24 protein-coding genes are annotated in these 24,986 nt (G+C 40.2%); 2 read left to right on the top strand and 22 right to left on the bottom strand.

Annotation, left to right across the window (positions count from 1 at the left end):
- The 4 genes from HMPREF3249_RS02400 to HMPREF3249_RS02385 form a co-directional block, all read right to left on the bottom strand.
- Positions 1-591 carry a hypothetical protein gene (locus HMPREF3249_RS02400; RefSeq protein ID WP_059221383.1) on the bottom strand — a complete coding sequence of 197 codons (591 nt, stop codon included), beginning with the start codon at positions 589-591 and terminating at the stop codon, positions 1-3.
- Positions 592-637: 46 nt separating this feature from the next.
- Positions 638-1,117 carry a V-type ATP synthase subunit K gene (locus HMPREF3249_RS02395; RefSeq protein ID WP_003027244.1) on the bottom strand — a complete coding sequence of 160 codons (480 nt, stop codon included), beginning with the start codon at positions 1,115-1,117 and terminating at the stop codon, positions 638-640.
- A 96-nt stretch (positions 1,118-1,213) separates the two neighbouring features.
- Positions 1,214-3,172 carry a V-type ATP synthase subunit I gene (locus HMPREF3249_RS02390; protein WP_059221385.1) on the bottom strand — a complete coding sequence of 653 codons (1,959 nt, stop codon included), beginning with the start codon at positions 3,170-3,172 and terminating at the stop codon, positions 1,214-1,216.
- Positions 3,162-3,485 carry a hypothetical protein gene (locus HMPREF3249_RS02385; RefSeq protein ID WP_022525235.1) on the bottom strand — a complete coding sequence of 108 codons (324 nt, stop codon included), beginning with the start codon at positions 3,483-3,485 and terminating at the stop codon, positions 3,162-3,164. The genes HMPREF3249_RS02390 and HMPREF3249_RS02385 overlap by 11 nt, the downstream gene beginning before the upstream one ends.
- A 287-nt stretch (positions 3,486-3,772) precedes the next feature.
- Between HMPREF3249_RS02385 and HMPREF3249_RS02380 the strand changes: the two genes are divergently transcribed.
- Positions 3,773-4,618 (top strand): MurR/RpiR family transcriptional regulator, encoded by an 846-nt coding sequence (locus tag HMPREF3249_RS02380; protein WP_003028566.1) that lies wholly within the window; start codon positions 3,773-3,775, stop codon positions 4,616-4,618.
- A 68-nt stretch (positions 4,619-4,686) separates the two neighbouring features.
- Here HMPREF3249_RS02380 and HMPREF3249_RS02375 read toward each other — a convergent pair whose 3' ends face one another.
- The 8 genes from HMPREF3249_RS02375 to HMPREF3249_RS02340 form a co-directional block, all read right to left on the bottom strand.
- A complete protein-coding gene (locus tag HMPREF3249_RS02375) occupies positions 4,687-5,571 on the bottom strand; it encodes an ROK family protein (protein ID WP_003028565.1) in 885 nt (294 codons plus the stop codon).
- Positions 5,572-5,588: 17 nt separating this feature from the next.
- Positions 5,589-6,506 (bottom strand): dihydrodipicolinate synthase family protein, encoded by a 918-nt coding sequence (locus tag HMPREF3249_RS02370; RefSeq protein ID WP_003028564.1) that lies wholly within the window; start codon positions 6,504-6,506, stop codon positions 5,589-5,591.
- Between the two features lie 25 nt (positions 6,507-6,531).
- Positions 6,532-7,179 (bottom strand): YesL family protein, encoded by a 648-nt coding sequence (locus HMPREF3249_RS02365; RefSeq protein WP_003028563.1) that lies wholly within the window; start codon positions 7,177-7,179, stop codon positions 6,532-6,534.
- A 24-nt stretch (positions 7,180-7,203) separates the two neighbouring features.
- Positions 7,204-7,659: a YhcH/YjgK/YiaL family protein gene (locus HMPREF3249_RS02360; RefSeq protein WP_049533254.1), complete on the bottom strand. Its 456-nt coding sequence runs from the start codon at positions 7,657-7,659 to the stop codon at positions 7,204-7,206.
- A gap of 13 nt (positions 7,660-7,672) precedes the next feature.
- Complete coding sequence (locus HMPREF3249_RS02355) at positions 7,673-8,503, bottom strand: carbohydrate ABC transporter permease (protein WP_059221387.1); 831 nt, start codon at positions 8,501-8,503, stop codon at positions 7,673-7,675.
- A 16-nt stretch (positions 8,504-8,519) separates the two neighbouring features.
- Entirely contained in the window at positions 8,520-9,407 is an 888-nt protein-coding gene (locus HMPREF3249_RS02350; RefSeq protein WP_021001175.1) for a carbohydrate ABC transporter permease, read from the bottom strand.
- 141 nt (positions 9,408-9,548) lie between these two features.
- On the bottom strand, positions 9,549-10,874 hold the full coding sequence (locus HMPREF3249_RS02345; RefSeq protein ID WP_059221389.1) for an ABC transporter substrate-binding protein: 1,326 nt from the start codon (positions 10,872-10,874) through the stop codon (positions 9,549-9,551).
- Positions 10,875-10,920: 46 nt separating this feature from the next.
- On the bottom strand, positions 10,921-11,625 hold the full coding sequence (locus tag HMPREF3249_RS02340; RefSeq protein WP_059221392.1) for an N-acetylmannosamine-6-phosphate 2-epimerase: 705 nt from the start codon (positions 11,623-11,625) through the stop codon (positions 10,921-10,923).
- A 365-nt stretch (positions 11,626-11,990) separates the two neighbouring features.
- On the opposite strand from HMPREF3249_RS02340, the gene HMPREF3249_RS09145 reads away from it, so the two are divergent.
- Positions 11,991-12,161: a helix-turn-helix domain-containing protein gene (locus tag HMPREF3249_RS09145; protein ID WP_306807726.1), complete on the top strand. Its 171-nt coding sequence runs from the start codon at positions 11,991-11,993 to the stop codon at positions 12,159-12,161.
- A 283-nt stretch (positions 12,162-12,444) separates the two neighbouring features.
- Here HMPREF3249_RS09145 and HMPREF3249_RS02335 read toward each other — a convergent pair whose 3' ends face one another.
- The 10 genes from HMPREF3249_RS02335 to HMPREF3249_RS02290 all read right to left on the bottom strand — a co-directional run bounded on the left by HMPREF3249_RS02335 (position 12,445) and on the right by HMPREF3249_RS02290 (position 24,923).
- The gene (locus HMPREF3249_RS02335; protein ID WP_070867472.1) at positions 12,445-13,596 is read right to left on the bottom strand and encodes an iron-containing alcohol dehydrogenase; all 1,152 of its coding nucleotides are present in this window, start codon (positions 13,594-13,596) and stop codon (positions 12,445-12,447) included.
- 427 nt (positions 13,597-14,023) lie between these two features.
- Positions 14,024-16,675 (bottom strand): bifunctional acetaldehyde-CoA/alcohol dehydrogenase, encoded by a 2,652-nt coding sequence (gene adhE, locus HMPREF3249_RS02330; RefSeq protein ID WP_070867471.1) that lies wholly within the window; start codon positions 16,673-16,675, stop codon positions 14,024-14,026.
- A 360-nt stretch (positions 16,676-17,035) separates the two neighbouring features.
- Positions 17,036-18,853 carry an acyltransferase family protein gene (locus tag HMPREF3249_RS02325; protein WP_070867470.1) on the bottom strand — a complete coding sequence of 606 codons (1,818 nt, stop codon included), beginning with the start codon at positions 18,851-18,853 and terminating at the stop codon, positions 17,036-17,038.
- Complete coding sequence (locus HMPREF3249_RS02320) at positions 18,843-19,256, bottom strand: MORN repeat-containing protein (RefSeq protein WP_059221399.1); 414 nt, start codon at positions 19,254-19,256, stop codon at positions 18,843-18,845. The genes HMPREF3249_RS02325 and HMPREF3249_RS02320 overlap by 11 nt, the downstream gene beginning before the upstream one ends.
- Before the next feature lie 8 nt (positions 19,257-19,264).
- Positions 19,265-19,693, bottom strand: a complete 429-nt coding sequence (locus HMPREF3249_RS02315; RefSeq protein WP_059221402.1) for a low molecular weight protein-tyrosine-phosphatase — start codon at positions 19,691-19,693, stop codon at positions 19,265-19,267.
- A gap of 238 nt (positions 19,694-19,931) precedes the next feature.
- Positions 19,932-20,498 (bottom strand): nucleotidyltransferase family protein, encoded by a 567-nt coding sequence (locus tag HMPREF3249_RS02310; protein WP_059221404.1) that lies wholly within the window; start codon positions 20,496-20,498, stop codon positions 19,932-19,934.
- A 5-nt stretch (positions 20,499-20,503) separates the two neighbouring features.
- Positions 20,504-21,502, bottom strand: a complete 999-nt coding sequence (ruvB, locus tag HMPREF3249_RS02305) for a Holliday junction branch migration DNA helicase RuvB (RefSeq protein ID WP_049533246.1) — start codon at positions 21,500-21,502, stop codon at positions 20,504-20,506.
- A gap of 159 nt (positions 21,503-21,661) precedes the next feature.
- Positions 21,662-22,699 (bottom strand): aldose epimerase family protein, encoded by a 1,038-nt coding sequence (locus HMPREF3249_RS02300; protein ID WP_049533245.1) that lies wholly within the window; start codon positions 22,697-22,699, stop codon positions 21,662-21,664.
- A gap of 42 nt (positions 22,700-22,741) precedes the next feature.
- Positions 22,742-23,743 (bottom strand): tagatose-bisphosphate aldolase, encoded by a 1,002-nt coding sequence (lacD, locus tag HMPREF3249_RS02295; protein ID WP_059221406.1) that lies wholly within the window; start codon positions 23,741-23,743, stop codon positions 22,742-22,744.
- 10 nt (positions 23,744-23,753) lie between these two features.
- A complete protein-coding gene (locus HMPREF3249_RS02290; RefSeq protein ID WP_059221407.1) occupies positions 23,754-24,923 on the bottom strand; it encodes an SIS domain-containing protein in 1,170 nt (389 codons plus the stop codon).
- Positions 24,924-24,986: the final 63 nt, after the last annotated feature.

Raw genomic sequence — 24,986 nt, 5'->3', positions numbered from 1 at the left:
TTAGTCTGCTTCATCTTGGAAAATCGTCTGAGCAAGCTGATAACTCTCCTCCTGCCACAAAGAATCCACCAAATTGCGATAGAGGTAATTATCATCAATGTTGCCTCGCGAAAGGAGAAAACCCGCTTCTCCATTCACAGGAGAAGAGGCCAATCTTACGTGCGGATAGTGCTCTAACAATCGTTCCAATTGTCCAGCCGAATATTTTGCCAATGTTCGAGAGCCAACTGTTAGAATAAGCTCTTCTTGCGGATACTTTTTTAAGACCTGCTCCAAGAAAGCCTGCTCCTGCTCGACCGACCAAACCGCCATTTGCTCATAAGCCCTTGCAAATAATTCTTTCAAAATCCCTTGCTTGGTCGCCAAAGTAGACTGGCGTTTTTTATTTTCAAGCTGCTGCACTTCACGCTGTACCTGACGATTGATCGCTTTTATTTCTTGCTCACGCTGTTGCAGTTTTTCTTGTTTCAACTGCGCTTCTTGCTCTTTGGCTTCATGCTCAATAGATTCTTTAGCATCGGCTAATAGCTGCCGCCCATTTTCATGCGCTTGCTCCAAAACCGAATCCCTCAAATGAGATTCAAATTCCATATCTGCCTCCTTCTATGAAATCTTGTTTCAAGACATTGAACCTGTCTCATTTTACATTCAAAACCATCAAAAGAGATACAACAAAGGCAAGGATAGCATAAGTTTCTACCATGGCAGCAAGGATAACCCCTTTCATGACATCTTCAGGTCGCTTTGCCAAAATCTGCATGCCAGCGGTTGCTACATTTCCTTGGTATTTAGCAGAATAATAACCAACAATTCCGATTGGAAGTGCGGCAAAAAAGAGGGCTAGACCTGTCTGAAGAGCCATTTCAGGCTGGATTTTAAAGAAAATCAAAATCCCGATAACAAAACCGTACAAGCCTTGCGTACCTGGCAAAAGCTGCAAAATCAAAGCGCTAACGAATTTCTCAGGTTGTTCTTTTAATAGGGCTGCCGCAGCCTGACCGGTTGAACCGACATTGCGCGCAGAACCGATACCGCTGAGAAAAATCGCAAAAACCACACCGAGTGCGGCAAAAAAAGCACCACCGTAAGTTGAAAAATAAGATGAAAAAGCTTGCATGAATAAACTCCATTTCTAATAGTAAACATTATTTATTTAGTAATTTTGTTAATGACATAAAACTTCTAGCTGAGTTGCTAAAATAATTTCGCTGTGCTATTTTTTGTAGCGGACATATTTCTCTGCTGGCTTCAAAGGTTTAAAAGCTTTTCCGCCACCGTCGTAGAATTTCCCAAAAAATTCAACAAAAATCAAACGCGCTCCGTGCACATAGCCTGATAAAAAGGAGAGAAACATATTGATACCGTGGAGGGCGAGAAACAGCACAATCCCAATACTAAAGCGAGCAAAAGGCGGAAAGAGACTAACAATTAAGTTAAAGGCTGAGCCAATGCTTGCACCAGCAAGCCCCAAAGCCATGAGTCGCGTAAAGCTCACCAAATCTCCCACATAGCTGCTGATATTGTATAGATTAAACAGTGCAGAACCCAAACCTTTCAAACTCCTAGCACTGATAATAGAAACCAGTACAATGCCCACAGCATTTACAATAGCCAGCCATTGCCCGATAAAGCCGACCATAGCAAGAGTTGGGAACAGTCGCCCCGCTGCTAGCAAAGCCAGACCAATGAGAATCAGCATCCACGCAAAACCTGAATTATAAGCTGCCGCATAATCCTTCATGCGAATGTTCTTTTTGCCACTAAGGAAAAGTCCTGTCATGACTGTTACAAAGCCAATCACGACCGAAATAATCAAAATGGTTATCACATCTGTGCTGGTATCAATGAGCGCAAAAGGCAATTTGAAGCCAAAGAAAGAACCATAAATCACTCCCCAGAGTGCAACACCGATTCCTAAAATTCTAAAAAAGCGTAAATTCTTTGCTAGACTTGGCTTAACATATAAAGTCTTCAAAGCCCAAGTCGTTCCGCCAAAGAGCAACAGACCATAGCCAATATCAGCTGCCATCATGCCAAAAAAGATAAAGTAGAAGACCGAAACCACGGGCGTTGGATCTTTATCTTCGTATTTCGGCAGCGAATACATCTCTGTCACCAGCTCAAAGGGCTCAATCAGAGCATTATTTTTAAGTTTTGTCGGGACTCGCTGTCGATCAGCTGCCTCCATTTCATGGATTTGAAGCAAGACAGCCCCACCAAATTGTTGCGCAAGACCCATTTTCAAATCTTCTATCTGCTCTTGCTCAATCCAGCCTTCTAAAGCAACCAAATTCTGCGTACTGGCAAGATCTCCCTTGCTTTCTTGGCGAGAAGTAAGATTCAAAATATAGTCCAACTGAAGTTTGAGCTGTTGCAGTTCCTTGCTGGAAGCTGCAAGCTGCGTTTGCGTTGAGCTGATAACCGTTTCTTGTTCCTTTATCGTTTCTTTTAACGATGTCAAGCGCTCACTAGGCAATTCTTCAAAGGGATATTCAAAAGGTTTGAAACCAAGCTCTGTCAAGAATGCTTGCATTTCCTTAGCTGTTTCTGCTTTACATAGCACAAGAATTCCACTTTCTGTGGTACTGGTGAAAATCTCTTGGACTTCCAGATTAGGATAGTCCCGTAATCGAGCATTTAGCTGATTGTTCTCACTGCTTGGAATGCTTCCCACAAACGCACGAAGGTGTTTAAAATGCTTAAGTGCTGACGGCGTAACGGCTAAACTTGCCCATTTTTCTAGCTCTGCCACATCTGACTGAGCTCTTTCTTTAACTTCCTGCGCTCTTGTCAACGATTGAAATTGTTGTTGAATGTTAGCAAGAAGCGCTTCTTCATCACGCGCCTGCCCTGCTTCTTCTAGACTTACAAAGGTTGTTTCCAAAGGAGCTTCCTTCAACGACTCCAGTAATTTCTTCTTTGGCACAAACGCTTGCAAACGTTCAATCATATTTGCAAGTTTTTCCTGCCGCCGAGTCAAAGTTTGAAGATGTTCCGAGAAAGACTTATCAGGATTCCACACTAACTTTTGCTCGAAAGCTCCCTGCCAAGTTTCTTTTGTCTGCAAGTTTTGAATTTCAACCGACTGGAGATTTTGCAAATAGGAGAGGACATCATCCAACAAATCTTTTGGCAATAGCAGCGACAACTCCTGCATTTGACTAATGGCCATATTTTTCTACCACCCTGTCCACAATCATTTGTAGCAGCACTTCTTTTTTATTTGACAAAGCCGCTTGGGCTTTTTCTTCGTTCTCTTGTCTCGTTTGCTCTAAATCCTGTGTTAAGACAGCTAACTCTCGTTCAGAGCGCTCCTTTAACTCGGTCACCAATCGCTCTTTCTCTTCGTCGTAAGATTGCCCTAGCTGTTTCAGATTACTAGCCGCTTGCTCTCGCAATTCCTGAATTTGACTTTTATAGCCCGCCAACACTTCATCTGCTGCTTGCTCAATTTCCTGCATTTGCTCAAGAGTAGCATTCGTCATATCTCGCACCTCCTTTTGACACAATAGGTGTAACGCTTTCTTGTGTAAATTATAACACATTTTCAAATCATTCGTCACAGAGTTTTATTTCTTTTCTAGGTAGATGAACATTTTTTATATTGTATTTTCCACTCTATCAGTTTATATTTCCTGCTTATTTACGTGTTTCCTAACTACCTGTTCTGAAAAGCTCCCTCCTACTTAATTCCCCTTAAAAATGTTATAATACAATTATACTCTTAAAACAGTTGTTCTATAACTATCACCAGCAAAGAAAGTGACCTCTTATGGAAAATACGCAGCATATCTTAACAACGATTGAAAGCCACTTTGATAGCATGACCGACTTAGAAAAGCGGATTGCCAACTACTTTTTGAGCCCTTCTAGCATCTATGACGATCTCTCTTCTCAAAAAGTTGCGCAAGCTCTCTACATCTCTCAAGCAGCCTTGACACGCTTTGCAAAGAAATGCGGATTTAAAGGCTACAGAGAGTTTAATTTTCAATACCTTCATCAATTGCAAGAAAACGCGGAACAGGACGAGAAAGTACAAAATGACTTATCTCGTAGAGTGCTACGAAACTATGCTCAAATCCGTCAACAAACTGAGGAATTGGTTGACGAAGACAAACTGCTGCGCGTTGCCAATCTCATCGAAGCAGCTGACCGCGTCTATTTCTTTGGGACGGGAAGCTCTGGTCTTGTCGCACGCGATATGAAACTGCGCTTCATGCGGCTTGGTGTTGTCTGCGAAGCGTTGACAGATCAAGACGGTTTTGCTTGGACAACCAGTATCCTAGATGAAAATTGCTTGGTTATTGGATTTTCTTTGTCCGGAGGAACGCAATCTATCATCAACAGTCTCATCGACGCTCAAGCAATGGGTGCGAAAACGGTGTTAGTAACAGGACACCCCAACAAAGTCAAAGAAACCTTTACTGAAATCATCACTGTTGCCATTCAAAGCAAACCAGAGTATATCTTACGCATCTCAGCACAGTTTCCTATGCTACTTATGATTGACCTCCTTTATGCCTTTTTCCTAGAAATTGACCGGGAAAAGAAGGAAAAAATCTTCAACAGCTTTTGGGAAAATCAAAAATTAAACGGCTATTACAGGCGACACAAATAAGGGATCAAATAAAAATGAGCATCTCCTCACCAAAGGATTTGCTCATTTTCATTATAGAAGGCTTTTCGTTAATGATGTTTATTTTTAAAGTGATAATAAGCTCCAAACATCCCTGCAGCATTTTGATGATGAGCAAAAGCGAGCTTGGTTTTTTCAGCAATACTTGGTACCAGACAAGCTTTCATAGCAGTCTCAATTCGAGGACGAAGAATGGCCTCTTGACCCATAATGCCGCCACCTAAGATCACCACTTCTGGATTGACCACATAGCAAATATTCGCAATCCCTTGCCCCAAATAGTTGACCATGCGGTCGATTCCTTGGATACAACGTGCATTTCCTTCGGTCGCTTCTTTGAAAATGCGGCGTCCATTCCACATAGTAGGATCTTCTCCGTGAAGCTCTGCTACATAGTTGACCATGGCAGTCGTTGAAGCCACATCTTGGAAAGCACCGTCTGGCAGATACACATAACCGACTTCACAGGCCGAATTACTAAAACCGTGGAAAACCTGACCGTCCACCAGCAAGCAACCACCGATACCCGTTCCAATCGTCAAACAAATCGCAATGCTCGCTCCCTTGCCGCTGCCTGACATAACTTCCGCCAAGCCAGCACAATTGACATCATTTTCAATCTCACAAGGAACGGCAAATGTTTCTTCTACCACTTTCTTGAACTGAGTACCAGCATAATTTGGAATCTGAGGGCCAGCATAAAAGATTTCTCCTTTATCTGGATCGACCATTCCGGCTGAGGAGATACAAACCCCAGCAACTGGAATTTGTTCTAAATAACGTGCTACAATTCCCTTTACCTTGTGTAAAATTTCTGGACCGCCCTTATGAGCCTCTGTTGGGATTTCATGCGCTTCCAGCAAGGTGTCGGTATCATCAATCAGACCATATTTGATATTTGTTCCACCAATATCAATGGCAATATATTTCCCCATAATCCACCTCTTTTTTATTACAAGAACGTTTCCTTAGCTACACGAATCAAGCGAGCTGCTTCTTCTACAATCGGACGATCCGCGTCTGTCACTGGTGTTAATGGAGAACGGACAGAACCGATATTCAGATTTTCATTGATTTTCAAGACTTCCTTGATGACAGAATACATATTTCCATGAGCAGCAGTTAATTTTCCGATAATAGTGTTGATGGTAAATTGTAATTCTTTTGCTCTCTCCAATTCTTTGTCGGCAATCAATTGGTTGAGCTTTAAGAAAAGCTCTGGCATTGCTCCATACGTTCCGCCGATACCTGCTCTTGCTCCCATCAGGCGACCACCTAAGAACTGTTCATCTGGACCATTAAAGACGAGGTGGTCTTCTCCACCAAGTGCTGCAAAGGTTTGAATGTCTTGGACAGGCATGGAAGAGTTCTTCACACCAATCACGCATTCATTTTTGAGCATTTCTGTATAGAGACTCGGCGTCAGAGCTACACCTGCCAACTGCGGAATATTGTAAATCACGAAGTCTATTTGTGGCGCAGCTGCGCTAATATCGTTCCAATATTGGGCAACCGAGTATTCTGGCAAGCGGAAGTAAATCGGCGGAATAGCCGCAATAGCATCTACTCCCAAACTTTTTGCATGGCGTGCCAATTCCACACTATCCTTAGTGTTGTTGCAAGCGACGTGGGCAATAATCGTTAGTTTCCCTTTTGCCACCGCCATGACTTCTTCCAAAATCAATTTCCTATCGGCAACGCTTTGATAGATACACTCCCCCGACGAGCCATTGACATACAAGCCCTGAACTCCTTTTTTGAGGAAATATTCTACCAAAGCCCGCACACGCTCCGGACTAATCTCACCTTGGTCATCATAGCAGGCATAAAAGGCCGGAATGACCCCTTCGTATTTTTTTAAATCTCTCATATTTTATTCTCCAATTTGATTGATTTTATCGTTTGTACTTATTAAAAATAGTTTCCATGATGGGCAATTGCAAAAATCCTAAGGCTGCAAAACCGACTAATACAAAAAGAGTAAAGCCTAGTAGCAACACAAATCCTGAACTAGAGAGGAAAAAGATGATTGCAGCTAATAAGGCTATCATCAAAAAAAACCACGGGAAATGCAAACTCACCATGATAAGACCCGTTTGCAACATATCTTTTATCGTCATTTCAAACTTAACTGCCAAAGGATAGATACATAAAAACAGCAAACTAGTAAAAATGATGACACCGATACAAGTTGCTTTTAACATTTGAAATGGTAGCGTCTCTTGTCGCCAAAAGAGCATGAGGTCAAATAGACTGATACCTACAATCAGCAACTCTAGCAAACCGAGTTTGAAACCAATTTTCCAGTTTTTTCTAAAAGCCTGCACATAGGTTGCTGTGACTTTTACGCGACGCGAATCTTTGATGACAAACAAAGTCTGATACAAGCTCATCTTTGCAATACCAATCGTAACAATTGGCAAGCAGGACAGCAAAAAGAGCAAGTTCACAGTCACCAAATCTAATATTTTCTCACATATTCTCATAAAGAAATTATCTGTATCAAAAATACTTTGTATTAGCTGAGAACCTCTCTTTTCCATGACTCTACCTCCTCGTTAGTTATTTCAATCGTTGAGCAAAACCTTTACGACACATTTTTTGACCTTATCACCTTTAGCAGCAAACCTATTGGGCTGATGCGGCTCATTGGGTAAAAATAGAACAAAATTCTGTTTATCCAAATAAAATGGAAGAGATTGCTCACAAGTCACAAAGCCAATGTCCTTCTTTTTATCATACGGTTTTCTCACTTCTTTTACCCTGTTGCCATATCGAATGATTTCATGCCCTGCTAAAAGCAAATGCAAGTCTAGATAATGGTGATGAAATTCAAATTCATCTGTCGTGTCAGAACACAATTCATTTTCCTGTACAAACAGAAATACTTTTTCTCCGTCAATCTCATACCGTCCCGAATCATAATCGTTTACATCGTGCGTCAGGAGATAATCAATGGCGCAATCTAAATTCTCATGGATACCTTTGTAGTGGGCGAGATTTTCTAATTCATCGAAAATCATTTGGTCGGCCTCCTTATCCTTTCACAGCTCCCATGGTAATACCTTGTGTGAAGGATTTTTGGAAGACAAGAAAGACGGTTACAATCGGAACAGCTGCCATAGCAGCACCAGCCATAATCAAACCATAATTCGTTGCCATTTCAGCTTGCATCGTTGCCACTCCAAGTGAAATCGTTAGATTTTGCCGCGATGTCAGCATGACCAATTGCATAAAGTAATCATTCCATGTGTTGATAAAGGTAAAAATGGCAAGGGCAGCAAAACCTGGTTTTACAATTGGAAAAGCTACATTCCAAAAAGTCCGAATTTCACCACAGCCATCAATCTTAGCAGATTCCAACAATTCCGTTGGGATATTTTCACTAAATTGCTTCATGAGGAAAACCCCAAAAGGCCAACCAACAAGAGGCAAAATAACTGCAGCTAGTGTATCATGAATTCCCATAAAGTTGACAATACGAACCAGAGGAACCAACACAACTTGCTTAGGCAAAGCCATGGCAGCGATAAAGGTCGCAAAAAGAATACGTTGACCATAAAAACGCTTTTTGGCTAGAACATAACCTGCTAAGGAAGAGGTAATGCAGACCAAAAACATGGTTGCTAGTGAGATAAAGACACTATTCCACATCCATTGCAGGGCTGGGTTTTGCACCATTAACTGCTCAAAATTTTCCAGCGTTGGCATTTTAGGCCACCATTGAGGCGGAATGACAATCGTATCTGGTTGAGACTTAAAGGCTCCGGTCAAAATCCAATAGAAAGGGAAAACAAAGAGAACGGTCAACACCAATAGAATAATCGTTGAAATAACCGTAAAGGCACTTATTTTTTTCTGTTTCATCTTGTCTCTCCTTTCTTTAATATTCGACGTCATTTCCAAGAATCTTGAACTGAGCAAAACTAATCAAAGCAATCATGACAGCTAAAAATACTCCCATGGTATTAGCATAACCATATTCAGATAACTTGAAGGCTTTTTCATACAGGTAATACATCAAGGTACTGGTTGAATAGTTTGGCCCTCCAGACGTCAACAGCTGAATCAAGGCAAAACATTGGAAGGAATTGATTGTTGTAATGATCGCAATGTACAGAGTTGTTGGCAAAAGACTTGGCCATTTAATCTTCCAGAAAACTTGCAGTTCTGTCGCTCCGTCAACACGCGCAGCCTCCACCAATGAATTGTCAATATTTCCCATAGCAGCAATATAGAGAATAATGGGTTGTCCGACAGAAGTTGTCAGCAAAATCACAATAATCGCCATTAAAGCCCAATGCTTATCTCCTAGCCAGGAAATGTTTTGATTGATGACATGCCCTGACTTTAGTACAAAGTTTAAAATCCCTGACAGCGGGTCGTAAATCCATTTCCATACAACGGTTACCGCTACACTCCCTGTTACCACCGGCAGGAAGAAGACAAAACGGTAGAAAGAGCGTGCAATCGCATTTTGACTATAGGTCTGTGACGCTACAAACAAAGAAAACAGCACAACAATTGGCACTGAGCCAATCACAATAATCACCGTATTGATGAGAGATTTGATAAAGACTGGATCTTTAAACATTCGTGAGTAATTGTCCAATCCAACGAATGAAAAGGATGTCATAGAATAATTAAAGAAACTCGTTACAAATCCCATCACCATCGGCGCTAATACAAAGACAATAAAGAATAATAGAACTGGTGCTAAAAAGGCATAGGATACCAAGGTTTCTCTCATTCTTATTTTATTTACTTTCACATCAAGCACCTCGTTTAGATTAGAGGGAAACCAACTCTTTTAAAGCTTTTTGAGTTCTTTCCCGCTTTTATCCTTTTATAGAAATTCCCCTTTTCCTATTTATACATAACTGACGACAGAAAAAGGGGAGAATTCAATTACTTATTTTTGAGCTTTTTTAATGGTTTCATTTGCTTTTTCTGTAAAGGTCTTCAAAGCAGATTCAACTTTTTCGTCACCATTTGAAACAGATTGCAACATTGGGAACCAGAGCGTTCTCATTTCAGCAAATCCATCAATAGTGTTGTAGTATGGTGAGTAATATTTTGTCCAAGTGCTGATTGTTTCCATTCGTTTGTCATCGTACAATTTACCAAATGAGGAACGGACTGGGAAGGCACCTGTACGAACAACATTTTGTGGCCCCCACTTTTTATCATCAGCGATAAATTTGACAAATTTCTTAGCAGCTTCCACTTTCTTTTTATCTTTATTGTTAAAGATACCAAAACCGTTTACAAGGTATTCCAGAGCTGGTTTGCCATTGTCTGACGGGAATGGTACTTCAACAACTTCAACGCCACTGGCTTTCAAGAGTTTAGCTTGGATGCCTTTTTGCGCAGGTGCCCAAAGAACAGTATAAGAAGTTTGCCCATTTGCAAAGTTTTGAATATCTGCTCCACCATCGAATTGAGAGCCGTTTGTCATCAAACCATCTTTAATCCAACTAACTGCTTTATTTAGCCCTTTAACAAAGTTTGGACTGTCTGTTGTATATTTTGTCACTTTATCATCTGTAACAGAACCACTATACAAATTAGCAATAAAGGCACGTGTTCCTTGGTCACCACCTTGACCATTACTGAAGAGCGAGCCAGGAGTATACCCTTTAGCCTTTAAGGCTTTCAACACTTTTTCAAAATCAGCTGTTGTCCAACCTTCTTTTACAAGGTTTTCTACACCAGCTTCTTTCAGCATTTTCTTATTAAATGCCATATAAAACGGAGCAGAACTAATTGGATACATGTAAGCTTTATCACCAGCCTTACTTGCTTGAATGATTTGATCGTTGTTGACATCTTTGACGAAGTCATCAGTAAAGAGATCGTTCAATTCTGCCAATTTACCATTTTTACCATATTGAATAATCCGTCCTGGTGCGTCAAACAACACATCTGGTGCTGTTCCTGCTTCAATAGCTGTTGTAATTTTTTCTGGACCAGATTTGAAGTCAATGGTTTCTAATTTTACTTTAATATCTGGATTGGCTTTTTCAAATGCTTTGATAATTTCTTTTTCATACGTACCAACACCATCGCTGGCCTTTTTTTGCGTGAAGACTGGGAAAGCCCACCAAGTAATCTCTGTCTTGCCAGAGGAATTTCCTGAATCAGCCGACTTGTTTGAACCACCTGAATTTCCACATGCTGCTAACGATAAAATAGCAGCTCCTGCAACTAACGAACAAAGTATTTTCTTCATCCTCATATTGTTTCTCCTTTTATTTTATCCTTCTATACGGATAGAGTTGTTCCTACTTTTCACTTACTGCTGCAACAAAACGCTCTGTAATTTCTTTTGGACGCGTAATGGCACCACCTACTACAATTCCTCTAACACCTAAGTCATGAATCGTTTTGGCTTCACTCGGATAATGGATTTTTCCTTCCGCGATGACATCCAAACCTGCATCACATAAATTTTTTACTAATTCAAAATCCGGTCCCTCGCATTGCAGACTATAAGAGGTGTACCCTGACAAAGTTGTACCTACAAAGTCCACACCTGCTTCTGCTGCAGCCACACCCTCTTCAAAGGTGCTCACATCTGCCATGAGCAATTGATGAGGATATTTTTCCTTCACTTGCTTGATAAAATCCGCAATCTTTAAACCGTCAAAACGTTCCCGATTTGTACAATCAAAAGCAATTACTTCAATATCCAGAGCTGCTAGTTCATCAATTTCTCGCATCGTTGCGGTAATAAACGGCTCTTGAGGTGGATAATCTCGCTTGATAATGCCGATGATTGGCAGCGAAGTAACCTCTTTAATTTCCTTAATATCCCGAACACTATTAGCTCGAATGCCAACAGCTCCTCCTTGTTCAGCCGCTTTCACCAAAAGGGGAATAATCCCACCTGCTTCAGTATATAGCGGTTCGTGTGGCAAGGCTTGACAGGAAACAATGATGCCATTTTTTATTTTGGCAATCAGCTCGTCTTTTGTCATTTGTGCCATAGACAGCCTTCTCCTTTGCTATTGTAGATCGATTTTTAAAGCGCTTTCAATCTCACGGTGTTATTATAACCATTTTTTGAAGCGCTTTCAACAATATCTGAGATTTTGGTTCTAATTTCTAATAATAATTACTTTTCTCTTAAATCTTGAAAGTAGTTTCAACCAGAACGATAGCTCTGTTAACATGACGCTATAATCATTGCGGATTGCCTCTGAGGCATACAAAGACTGCATCTCTGCGAATGCTATCTCCCCCCCAAGAATTGTCTAGAATGGAGACCCTATAATAGAATTAGCAAGGGGGAATGCTTTTTTCAAGAGTATCATCCAGAGCCGCTTTTGAATAAAAGTTTAAAATTTTCTCAGTGCTGGTGTTCTTTTCGGTATTGTCCTGGCGTCCGTCTAAACATCTTCTCCTATCTACACGTATGCCAATTTACGAGGCAGCACAAAGTGTTGGATTTTCAAATAAAACTTACTTTTATGACAAATATCGTACCTATTTTGGACATTCTCCAAAAGACGAACGCAAATAAAAGGCAGAGACAATATTATCCCTGCCTTATTTTATAATAGCAAAAAGCTTTTGACGTAGTAGCTAATATCTAAATACTTCTTTAAGGTTACAGCAAAGCAAACCACTCCTTAGTCATTTTTCAAGCTTAGATGAGTATTTTTGACGAAAACTGCGTTTCTCTTCATTCACCACTTTGACAGCCCGAGAGGCTATTGAACAACTTTGCGAAGTTGAAACTACTAACTAAAAATTTTCAAATATTAGTTCTATCTCGCTTTTTTATTTTTACGACAAATCAGCACTTAAAACAACTCTTTGTAAAGAGCAATCGTTTCTTCTAAGGTTGGCATAAATGGATTTCCTGGTGCACAAGCATCAATGAGTGCATTTTTAGAAAGGTATTCAAAGTCAAATTCCTCTTCTTCAATGTCCAGTTCTGTCAATTTTTTCGGAATGCCCACAGTTGCTGATAATTTTTCAATTTCAGAAATGGCATAATCAGCGCATTCTTTATCACTTTTACCTTCCGTATGCAAACCAAGAGCTTTTGCAACATTTCGGAATGCTTCTGGCACACGTTTTGCATTTTCACGCTCTACAACTGGTAAAAGCATGGCACAACAAACACCGTGAGGAAGATTGTAAACTGCTCCAAGTTGATGAGCCATAGAGTGTACATAACCTAGCCCAGCATTATTAAAGGCCATACCACCTAGGAAAATCGCATTAACCATAGCTTCGCGTGCTTCAATGTCATGGCCATTTTCAACAGCACGAGGTAAAAATTCTTTAATTAACTCAATGGCACCAATAGACAATTTTTTCGTCACATTATACGCACCTGGTGTTACCAAAGCTTCAACCGCATGTGTAAGAGCATCCATACCTGTTGCAGCTGTCAAAGCTTTTGGTTTTGAAATCATCAATTCTGGATCATTTACTGACAGGAGCGCAAGGCTATTCTTATCAACCATAACCATTTTTACTTTACGCTCTTCGTCAGTAATAACATAGTTAATCGTGATTTCAGCTGATGTTCCTGCTGTCGTATTGATTGCTACAACCGGCAAGCCTCTTTCCTTTGATTTGTGAACGCCTTCGTAATCTTGCGGACGCCCGCCATTCGTTGCAAGAATTGAAATACTACTAGCAGCATCTTGTGGCGAACCACCACCAAGTGAAATAATAAAATCACAATTATTATCTCGCAAAACAGCTAAACCATCTTCAACATTTTTAACAGTTGGATTTGGCTCAACATCACTAAAAACGACATACTCAATGCCTTCCTTATCAAGTGGTGCAGTTACCTTAGGTAAAATGTCACTACTTGCAATATAATGGTCTGTCACCAAGAGAGCTTTCTTATACCCCAACTCTTTGATATGACCACCTATTTCATTAATCACACCACAACCAATAAGATTAACTGATGGAACATAAAATACTGACATTATATTTCCTCCTTATTTTTTATAAATATCATCTATTTCAGAAACCGCTTACACAGCTATATTATAACACTCATAATGCTTTTTGCAACATCAACTTTTCATTATTTTAGTATCAAATTTACAGATTCAAAACTTATCAGTCTATTATGATATTTTAGGGCAAAGAGAAGTATAAGATTTTCTGTATCCACAATGACATCGTCCATATCAAACACTAACAATTGAAACATGACCGTCCTCCTTTTTTCACAACTAGTTTACAGGAAAACACATACAATACCAAGCAAGAGAAAGAACACTCTCTCCAAATAGAAAAATCTCCCTACAAAAGCGGGGAGATGTGACTGATAAACTGATTTAGGTCTAAAAATCTGAATACATTGTCTGTACAATGACGAACGATTCAAATCAGAACAAACTTTACTATCTATTTACGACGTCCTGGACGTTCTGCATAGCCATAGTAGGCGTCAGCCATGATTTCTTCCATGTCAGTAACTATTGGCAAGCGTGGATTTGCTGGTGAACATTGGTCTTCATAAGCAAGAACGGCAATATCATGTAAGCTATCTTTCCAAGTTTTTTCATCAATACCTTGATCTTTAAAGTTCATCTTGATACCAACCGCTACACCAAGGTCATAAACAGCTTTAGCATACGCTTCAACCGCTTCTTCTGGCGTTGAGCAAGGAAGACCTAGCATACGAGCAATGTCTTGGAATTTTTCATCAGCTTTCCAGTAGTTGTACTTAGGCCATGTTGTAGTTTTAGATGGACGAGTTCCATTGTAACGGATAACATAAGGAAGTAAAATAGCATTTGTACGTCCGTGAATGGTGTGGTGAACAGCACCAATCTTATGCGCCATCGAGTGACTCATCCCAAGAAAAGCATTTGCAAAGGCCATACCAGCCATTGTAGAGGCATTGTGCATCTTTTCACGTGCTTCTGGGTCAGCTGTTTTTACAGATTTTTCCAAGTATTTGAAGACTAACTTGATGGTTTGAAGAGCAATACCATCTGTATAGTCATTGGCAAAGTTAGAAGTATAAGCTTCAGTTGCGTGTGTCAAGACATCCATACCTGTGTCAGCAGCAATAAATGCTGGAACAGATTCTACCAAAGCAGGGTCAACAATTGCAATAGTTGGTGTCAAAGCGTAGTCAGTGATTGGGTATTTACGATTATTTGCCTTATCAGAGATAACTGCAAACGGTGTTACTTCTGAACCTGTACCAGATGTTGTTGGAATACCGATATATTGTGCTTTCTTACCAAGTGATGGGAATTTGAAGGCGCGTTTACGGATATCCATGAATTTTTGAACGAGGTCACCGAAGTCAACGTCTGGCTGTTCATAGAACATCCACATACCTTTAGCCGCATCCATTGGTGAACCACCACCAAGGGCAATGATAGTGTCTGGTTCAAACGAGCGCATTACTTCAACACCACGACGAACTGTTGTGATATCTGGATCTGGTTCAACATCTGAGAAGACTTGAATCGTGACTTTGTTTTTACGAAGATTCAATTGGTCAATCACACGTTGTACAAAACCGAGTTTTTCAATTGATTTATCAGTAACAATCATGACACGTTCGATACCTTCGCAAGTTTGAAGGTATTGGATTGAGTTACGTTCGAAGTAGATTTTTGAAGGAACTTTAAACCATTGCATATTATTTCTACGTTTCCCTACTTTCTTGATGTTAAGAAGGTTGATAGCTGATACGTTATCACCAACTGAGTTGTGTCCGTATGAACCACATCCAAGTGTTAATGATGGAATGAAGGCGTTGTATACATCACCGATACCACCAAAGGTAGATGGAGAGTTCCAGATAATACGCATTGCCTTTATTTCCGTACCGAAACGTTTTGCAAGAGCTTCGTCTTTTGTATGGATAGCAGCTGAGTGTCCTAGACCATTAAATTCAACCATTTGACGAGCTTTTTTAAGTCCATCTTCAGTATCTTCAGCTTTCAAAACCGCAATAACAGGTGATAATTTTTCACGAGTCAATGGTTCTTTAATTCCAACTTCTGCACATTCAGCAGCCAAGATATTTGTACCTTCTGGTACTTTAAATCCTGCTTGCTCAGCAATCCATGTAGCTGGTTTACCAACAATATTTGGGTTCAATTTTGCACCAGCGCAGTTCTTGCTGTTGGCTTTTGCACCAAAACAGAATTCTTCCAAAAGCGCTTTTTCTTTCTTGTTGACAAAGTAAGTATGGTAAGATTTGAATTCTGTTACAAATTCATCATAGATTTCTTTATCAATGATCACAGCTTGCTCAGATGCACAGACCATACCATTATCAAATGATTTGGACATCACGATATCATGTGCTGCTTGGCGGATATTTGCTGATTTTTCAACGTAAGCTGGAACGTTACCAGCACCAACTCCAAGAGCAGGTTTGCCGCATGAATAAGCAGCTTTTACCATGGCGTTCCCACCAGTCGCAAGAATTGTTGCAATACCTTCATGGTTCATCAAAGCTGTTGTTGCTTCCATAGATGGCTGTGTAATCCATTGAACACAGTTTTCAGGTGCACCTGCTGCAATCGCTGCATCACGTACGATTTGTGCCGCATGAGCAGAAGATTCTTGAGCAGATGGGTGGAAAGCAAACACAATTGGATTGCGTGTTTTCAATGAAATCAAAGATTTAAAAATCGCAGTTGAAGTTGGGTTGGTTGTAGGAGTTACACCACAGATAACACCAACCGGTTCAGCAATTTTAGTCAAACCTGTAATTGGATTATCTTCAATAACACCAACAGTTTTAACACCACGCATATTGTTAACAACATGCTCACAGGCAAAGAGGTTCTTCGTTGCTTTGTCTTCAAAGACACCGCGACCTGTTTCTTTAACAGCATGCTCAGCTAAGATACCGTGCGCATCAAGAGCAGCAACTGAAGCTTTTGCAACAATGTAGTCTACTTGTTCTTGATTTAATTTTCTCATTTCTTCTAGAGCAATTAGCCCTTTTTGAACAAGTTCGTCGACATGCTTTTCAGCAGCTAACTTTTTTTCTTCGGGAGTTAATGTTTTTTTATCAGCCATGTGTTCCTCCAATGGTTCTCAGGACTTTTACAAATCCTTTGTTAATTTTTTCACAAGATTATTATACCTTATTTTCTTTCTCTTGTAAACACTTTCAAGTAAACTTCACAAACTTTTTCTTTTATATTGTGAATTTGTTTCAAAATATAGTTTTCTACTATATTTTAAAACATTGTTTGTGAAGTTTAAAACTTAAAATTATATATTTCACATACTTTTTCAAGATTTCCAAAAACAAAAGTTATGTAAAAAAGAGCATTTTTGCTGTGTATTCCTACACCCTCGTTCTACCCTACTATCTTTTTAAAGCACACAAAAGTCATGAATCGCAAGGCAATCCATGACTTCTAATTATTACTACTATTTCTTCACTGTTCCTTTTTTCACAGCTTCATCAATGGCTTGTTTGACGGTTTGTGCATAGAGTTCACCGCCTTTGGTGATTGTTGTTGTCTCCGAGCCAAAGTGCACATAGTCAGTTCCATACCAAATTTCTGGGTGTTGGATAGCAGTTTGATACCAATCTGCTACAAAGACATAATCGTATTTTTTCGCCAATTCCAATTCATACTGACGTGTTTTGAATGCCAGGCTAGAAGCATTATGTGCTGTGCGACCATCATACGGCGTCACTAAAACCAAACGATGTCCTTTCGGTAGTTTCTCAATAAATTGATTGAGCAAACTTTCGTAGTTATCAACCGTATTGGTTCCCAAGGCTAAGACCACTGTTTCCAGAAGCACCTTGTTTGAAATATCAGTTTGATAGACTTGCAAGCCCGATTCTAAGTTTCGACTGACTACTGCATCCACTTGAATTTCCGGCATAGCCTGCTTGAGCCATTCACTTGCTCGCAAAGCTACCGAATCTCCGATAACGGTCGTACCCTTTGCTACATTGTATTGACTGGCACTCACATTATCAGCTTGGGTACGAGTAATCTGCATTTTACTGTCAGCTTGATTTAACCCATTGACGAGCAAATTTTCTTCAAAAGCACCAATTTTCGGAGCAGTCACGATCATGACCAAAGCGACCAGTGTTAATGGAATCAAACTATAAAATACAGGCGTTGTGATTTGCTTGATGTCCATCTTCAAGCCAAATACTTTTGGCTCTCTACCTGCTAATGTCGGCTCTAACAGATAGAAAGAGAAAGTCGCCAAGGCAAAGGAAAGCACGGTTGTCAATAGAACTGCCCATCCATTGCCCATCAATTGGGAAAAGATGATGTAAAACGGCCAATGGAACAAATACACGCCGTAGCTCGTATCTGCAATAAATGTGATAACAGGCGGCTCATCAACATGCGACGTTTTATCATGAAGCACACGCGTTGCCAAAATCATCACGACTGAAAATACCGTTGCCAAAAGGAAACCAAACAGATAAGTCAATAAATTATCAAATCTCAGGAGGAACGTTAATAACAGCAAAGCTGCAAAACTACCACCAAGTAGATAAAAGGTCTTTTTCAAATCAAGCGCCTGCTCCATTTTACGAAAAGGTGCTCCCAAATCACTCACACCCGAAAGTGTCGCTAAAATACTTCCTGCAAAAAACGGGAAGATATGCGTGAAACTTGAAAAGTAAATCACAGAAAAGTTTGAAGAGAAGAAACTTCTGACAAACATAGAGAGAAAACTAATCAAGAAGAAAGCGAACGAAACGAGAAAGATAATCCCTCGAAATTGCCCAATGGTTTTACTTTTCTTCGCTAAATACCATGTTGCCAAGCCCCACAAGATATAGTAGTGCATCTCCAAAGCCAAGCTCCATGTGTGCACAAAGAGATGTTGGATAAATTGACTCTCGTAATTTCCACCAGACAAAATTTCATAAAAATTTGTCACAAAGCCGAGCACAGCAGCGATTTGCGTCCCAATACCAGCCACAAAATCCTTCCGAATCAACAGGGTAAAGGGCATGACAATCAAAATCATAAAGACAAGCGGTGGCACAATCCGATAAAAGCGACGTCTCAAGAATCCTTTAACATCAATGTCTTTGTCTCTGGCAAATTCATCAATTAAAAGAGACGTAATCAAAAAGCCTGAGAAAGTGAAGAAAATATCCACACCAATAAAACCGCCAGGAAAAGCTTTCTGGAAGAAATGATAGAGCAGAACTAGGAGTAATCCTGTAATCCTCACTAATGAAAACCATTTAATGCGCATTTTGATAAATCCCCTGTTTAAACTTTCCCTTGTAGACAACATTATTTTCTGTTGTTAATTTGCCTTGCCCCTCAGGCTGTCCATTCACAAAGTTGCCTTCGTACTTCCAGCCAGCTTTAGCTGTAAAGGTTCCCTTCCCATTAAAGGTCCCGTTCTTAAAATTACCTTTATAAGTATCCCCATTTTTAAAGGTCAAGGTTCCTTGACCATTCATTTTACCACGGACGAGACTGCCATTATATTTGATTGCTCCTTTATCCAAGGTCAATGCCCCTTGACTGGGAATACCTGATGTAAAAGCCACCATCGCTGATAGGACAATAACCGTTACTGCTAGCAATTCCAAGTTATGCCTTGTGAGATAAATCTTGTATTTTTCGTAAAATTCTTTTAATGTGTCCATTCTCTCCACTAATCTTCGCTCTTTATGCGCTTAATCCATTTCTGACAACCTGCCAAAACAAGCCGGTAAGTCTCGTCAAAATCACCTGTGTACCACGGATCTGGCACACTTTTCTCTTCAAATTGGAATACTTTCTCCAGATATTTTCCCGGTGCGATTTTCCTCAAATCTTGAAAATTGGATTCGTCCATTCCTATAATATAATCAAAGTCTACAAAATCCTGCTGTGAAATTTGTTGAGAAGTTTTGCTTTGGTCGTAAGGAATGGCATATTTCTTAAAAATCGCCTGCGTTCCAGAGTGGATTGGATTCCCATGTTCCCAATCCGAAGTCGCACGACTTTCAACATAAACACCATCTGTCAAATCTTTCATCACAAATTCTGCCATTGGACTGCGACAGATATTTCCCAAGCAAACAAACACAATTTTTTTCATAGCATAGACCTCTTTACTATTATAACAAAATCTAAAAAAATAGGAATTTAAACCCCTGAGAATTTTTGAATTCTTTTAAAAGCACAAAAAGCCGCCGATTGGGCGACTCTTATAGGGAGATTATTATGAAAAAGAAAAGTTTTTAGGAGTTCAAGTTAAGTTCTTCTCAACTTGTAATTATAGTATACCGATTCTGACTTAAATTTTTCTTAAAGATTTTACTTTTTTCCAAAAAATTTTAAAGAAATTCAATTTGAAGATTGTTCCACTTCTTCTGCCAATCTTTTTTCTGTATTCTCATATTATAGATTTGTCTCCTGTCTGCATCTTCTAGGAAATGCAGAGTCGGCTGAACACGAAAATGGAGAATATCGTCTAAACCATAGGGAGCAAAGAATTCCAACTGGTCGTTGTCCAATAAGCGAAGCCCAATTGCTGTACAGCGTTCTGGGTACTTGCTCATAGCATCTCTAGAATCTCGATAAGGTTCTGTATTAGGATTGTGAATATGCATATAAACCTGGTTTTTCAGCTCCCAGTTATAGTTTGGATAGTTTTCTTTCAGTTTTGTCTCGATTTTAAGGGTTTCTTCATAAGAAATAGCTGGATCAAAGAAAATTACATCAACGTCTGTCTCTGTATCAAATCCCGATTGATTTGACAAATAATTCCAGATAAAATTTCGTACACTGCCAGCAGCCAACCAACTATCTTTTAGCTGCAAACTGCGAATCATTGTTAAAATCGTCATCAAATCTTTATCTGCAGTAAATTGATTTAAAATATCCTGCTCTGCTATTTTCATAAATCCTACTTTTCAAAATACTCATAACCTAGATGTTCATAAGCCTTGCGGGTCGCCACGCGCCCTGTTCTCGTCCGCATGACAAAGCCTTTTTGGATCAGATAAGGCTCATACATATCTTCAACTGTTTCTCGTTCTTCAGCGATATTAACCGAAAGAGTTCCCAGACCAACCGGACCACCGCCATACACTTCAATCATGGTCTTGAGAATCTTCTGATCCACATAATCTAGACCTTCCTGATCCACATCAAGCATCGTCAGAGCTTGATCAGTAATTTGGTCATCAATCAGTCCGTCACCCATAATCTGAGCAAAATCTCGTACACGCTTGAGAAGCCGATTGGCAATACGAGGCGTACCCCGGCTACGCAATGCTAATTCCTCAGCCGCTTCATGAGTGATGTCCATTTCAAATATTTCTGCTGTTCGCTCCACAATCTCGGTCAAGTCTGCTTCTGCATAATATTCCATGTGACCAGTAATCCCGAAACGTGCGCGTAGAGGATTTGACAGCATACCTGCCCGCGTTGTTGCTCCAATCAAAGTAAACGGTGGCAAGTCCAAGTGAACACTACGGCTCGCCTCACCCGTTCCAATCATAATATCAATGTAAAAATCTTCCATAGCGTTATAGAGCACCTCTTCAACAGACATAGGCAAGCGATGAATCTCATCAATAAAGAGAACATCTCCCGGCTCCAAATCGTTCAAGATTGCTACCAAATCGCCCGCTTTCTCAATAACTGGACCCGAAGTTTGCTTGAGATTGACTCCCAGTTCATTGGCAATGACAAAAGCCATAGTGGTCTTTCCCAACCCTGGAGGTCCAAAAAGCAACGTGTGATCTAGCGCTTCATCTCGCAACTTAGCTGCCTCAATGAAAATTTTCAGTTGATTCTTGACCTTGTCTTGACCGATGTATTCTCGTAAATACTGGGGACGCAATGTGCGCTCTACTAGCTCCTCGTCTCCCATCAATTCATTATCTAAAATTCTACTCATAACTATTATTATAACAAAAAATCAGATTAGTAAGTTGGTTTGACCTTAGATTTTACAAATAGAAATCGAAGGGAATGAGATTATGATGATGTTTGATGATACTAAATGTCTTAAATCAAAAACGACAGAAAAATGTACTGCCGTTTTCAATATTCATTTTCATTTGCTTGTTGCATGATAAATGGTCGTGCTGGTAAAAATCTCACTCGCTTTTAAGATAACATCTGCTTTCAAGTCGCTATGAATCGCATCAGGAAGTGCCTGAGTTTCCAGAGCTAAGCCGTTGTGCTGGATCATGGGATGTCCATTTAAAATGACCGTATCATCTACAAAATTTGCTGAATAAGTCACTAGACATGGCGCACTTGTTTTAAACGTCAAAAAGCGACCTGACTTCGGATCGTACAAAGAACCAGCCCTATCCTCTTGCTTGTTTAAAGCAAATGGATGATCTAAACCTGATACAATCTGAATCTGCTCATCTTGATCTGCAAAAATATCTTTAAAAGCCACACCTTTCATTAAGTCTTTGACAAAATCTCGCTCTGAATCTGACATTTTAGCAGGCACACCGTCCGGTGCGATTGGAAATACCCCTAAGGTATTTAGCTGCAATACACAATTGTCAATCGGTTGACTGAAATCGCCCGATAAATTGAAATAACTGTGATTGGTTGGATTGACCAAGGTATCCTTGTCCGTCTGGACTTGGTAAGAAACTTCTAATTCGCCTATCTCCGTTAAAGCATAGGAAACCCAGACTTTCAGATTTCCCGGAAAACCACCAGTGCCATCTACACGCTCGGTGTAAAAAGTGACGCCTTCATTCGTGACTTCCTCAACTTGAAAAATAGCACTATCCCAGCCAGTAGAGCCACTATGATTGCAATTTTCTGCATTATTGACTTCTAACTGATAGGTTTCACCATTCAGCTCAAACTGTGCTTTTGCAATCCGTCCTGCAACTGGTCCGACGCTTGCACCATATTTAGGGCTGTTGCCTACATAGGCATCAAAATGATCAAACCCCACCACGATATTTGCAAATTCAAGATTTTTGTCCGGAGTGACATACTCTAAGACAGTCGCACCATAAGTCATGACTTTCAAACGATAGCCCAAGTCATTTTCAAATGTGTAAGCAACCATATCTTTTCCTTGAAATGTTCCCAAAATAGCTTCTTGATAAGATTTCATACAACTTTCCTTGTTTTTATTACAAATTTATGTTTTCCTCTTTTAAATCTCTAGCTTTTCCGTCCACGAAACAGCTGTTTCACGTAAAACACGATTCAAGTCTTCAATATTTTGACGTCCCGTTTCATCCAGCCAAGCTTTAGCTGCATCCGCTCCTTGATCTGCAAAGACCGTAACTGCGTCTTTCCAAGTAGCACGCCCGCAAAGGACACCGTTAAATTGAGAACCTGCTTCATGTGCTACTTTCAGCGTTTCTTGGAAAAGCTCTGCACTAACTCCAGCACTCAGGAAAATAAAGGGTAGATGAGTTGCATCAGACTGCTCTTTGAAAAATGTCTTGGCTTCCGCGAGGTTGTAGACAGCTTCAACTCCGCCTTTCGTAAACCCTTCGACAAAATTCATATTGACCGGTACTTCCACTTTCAAAACATCAACATTGTAGCGCGGATTTGAAAAGAGTTTCATGGCTTCATTGACCTTTTGCGGTTTCACTTTCGCATAATCTGCATCTACTACATTATCACGCTTTGCATCATACGTCAAGATTTCAAGGAAATAAGGAATGTTTTCTGCCACACATTCACTTCCCACGCGCTCTACCCAGGCTTGCTTGATGTCGTTGATTTCAGGTTTATCATCTACATCATAGTAAATCAAAACCTTGACTGCGTCAGCACCTAACTCTTTAATGCGTTTGGCTGACCAATTTGGTAGCAAATCTGGCAAGCGACCCTCTGTTGTCGCATCATAACCTGTTTTTTCATAGGCAACAATAAGACCGCATTCTGGCGCACGTAATTTGGTAGCAGGTACACCGAATTCTGGATCCAAAAGGATAGAAGTTGCATACGGAGTCAACTGACTGGAAATCAATTGTTTAAATTCAATGAGCGCTTCATCTCCTGACACAGCATGTGCGCCACTTGCCAGCATTTTTTTCAATGAACCTCTCTGGTCAATTGCCAAAGCTCCAATAATGCCATTTTCATCTGAAAGATTCTTTAAATGTGATAATTTTTCGTGACTAATCCTTAATTTTTCCATGGATTCCTTCCTATTCTTTGTCAAATGGATGAATGATAACGCCTTGCACGACACGGTTGACAGTACCTGTCGGAGACGGTGTGTCTGGACGATTTTTCACTTTGAGAGCTGTCAACAAGGCAAATAATTGACCATAAACAATATAAGGGAATACGCGATAAACATCATCCACAAGATATTGACTAGAAAGAATGACTTGTTCAACATTTTCCAAATTTTCTTTTTGATCTGTCAATAAAATTACCTTGCGGGCAATCTCATCTCCAGCTACTTCTCGTACTAAGTCAAGATCGTATAATTTAGTATAAGTATCTGTCGAGCTAAATACCACAACGACCGTTTCTTCATTCACTAACGATTTTGGACCGTGGCGAAAACCGATGGGACTTTCATACATCGTTGCCACCTGTCCTGCGGTCAATTCCAAAATTTTCAGCTGGGCTTCATGCGCCAAGCCAAAGAAAGGACCTGCTCCCAGATAAATGACACGATTACAATCTAAGGAAACCATCTTTTGAATGGCTGCTGCTGAGTCTAACATCTCTTGGCTCAAGGCTATCAAAGCAGAAATTTTCTCTTCTTTTGTAACTAAGTCTGTTTTGGCAAAAACGAGCAAGGCTGTCAACATCATAGACGTAAAGCTCGATGTCATGGCAAAGCCAGCATCATTTGACGGCGCAGGTTGGAGCAAGAGCAAATTGCGTTCATCACCATGTGCTTGCTGGGCTAATTTGCCTTCTGCTGCACATGTAATCGTGATTTGGTAAAGTTCCTCAACTATGTCTTTTGCCAAGTCAACTGCCGCAACACTCTCTGGTGAATTGCCACTACGGGCAAAAGAAACCAAAATAGTTGGTACTTCCTTGTGCAGATAAGCAAGCGGATTAGCGACAACATCTGTCGTTGCAATGGCATTAAAGTTCCACTTGCGCTCATCGTAAATCTTTCTGAAATAAGGCAAAAGGGTCTCTCCGACATAAGCTGATGTCCCAGCCCCTGTCAAAATAACCTTGATATAATCATACTTTTCATCAATATTATTCAGAAAAGCAGCAATCTCATCAGCTTGCGCTTTATAATTTTCAAAAGCTGTCTGCCAAACTTGCGGCTGTTGATAGATTTCCCGTGTGGTGATTTCCGCACCTAATTCAAGCAAGTCTTCCTTTGTATAATCTAGCATGGTTCTCCTTTCTGCTTTGCAATGCTAACTAAAAGAAAGGGAGTGGGAAAATGATGATTTCAA

It is taken from the genome of Streptococcus sp. HMSC36C04 (assembly GCF_001839535.1).
In the GTDB taxonomy this organism is placed as follows: Bacteria; Bacillota; Bacilli; order Lactobacillales; family Streptococcaceae; genus Streptococcus; species Streptococcus hominis.
The sequence above is the reverse complement of the archived record's forward strand: the minus strand, read 5'-3'. Positions and strand labels throughout refer to the sequence as shown.